1 protein-coding gene is annotated in these 526 nt (G+C 35.6%); it reads left to right on the plus strand.

All coding sequences use genetic code 11. The features are described from left to right. Positions 1-526, plus strand: a 526-nt coding sequence (locus tag IE313_RS36755; protein ID WP_189939387.1) for a phosphatidylglycerol lysyltransferase domain-containing protein, incomplete at both ends; no start/stop codon positions are given.

Consider the following 526-nt stretch of genomic DNA (forward strand, 5'->3'; position numbering starts at 1 on the left):
TAGAGCAAAAAGACGATTTGAAAGACAATTTTGTAGGGGTGTTTGATTTCACTTACAACAGAGACAGAAGTGATTATATTTATTCTGTTGAAGAATTGATCGCTTTAAAAGGGAAAAAATACCATAAGAAAAAAAACCACTTAAACCAGTTTTTAACTAATTGCGCGAATTTTGTTTATGAAAAAATTTCTTCTCAAAACAGAAAGGAAGTTTTAGAAGCCTCCAAAGAGTGGTTTTTAGAAAGCCAGACAGACGATATAGGGCTAATCAATGAAAATAAGGGCATTCAAAGCGTGTTAGAAAATTATGAAAGCTTGGATGTGAAAGGGGGGCTTATTAGGGTTAATGGAGAAATAGTCTCGTTTAGTTTTGGAGAAGTTTTAAACGAAGAAACCGCGCTCATTCACATTGAAAAAGCCCGCGCAGATATTGCAGGCGCGTATCAAATCATCAACCAGCAATTGCTTTTGAATGAATTTAGCCATTTAACTTACGCTAACAGAGAAGAAGATCTAGGGTTAGAGGG

It is taken from the genome of Streptomyces sulfonofaciens (assembly GCF_014656295.1).
GTDB lineage: Bacteria > Actinomycetota > Actinomycetes > Streptomycetales > Streptomycetaceae > Streptomyces > Streptomyces sulfonofaciens.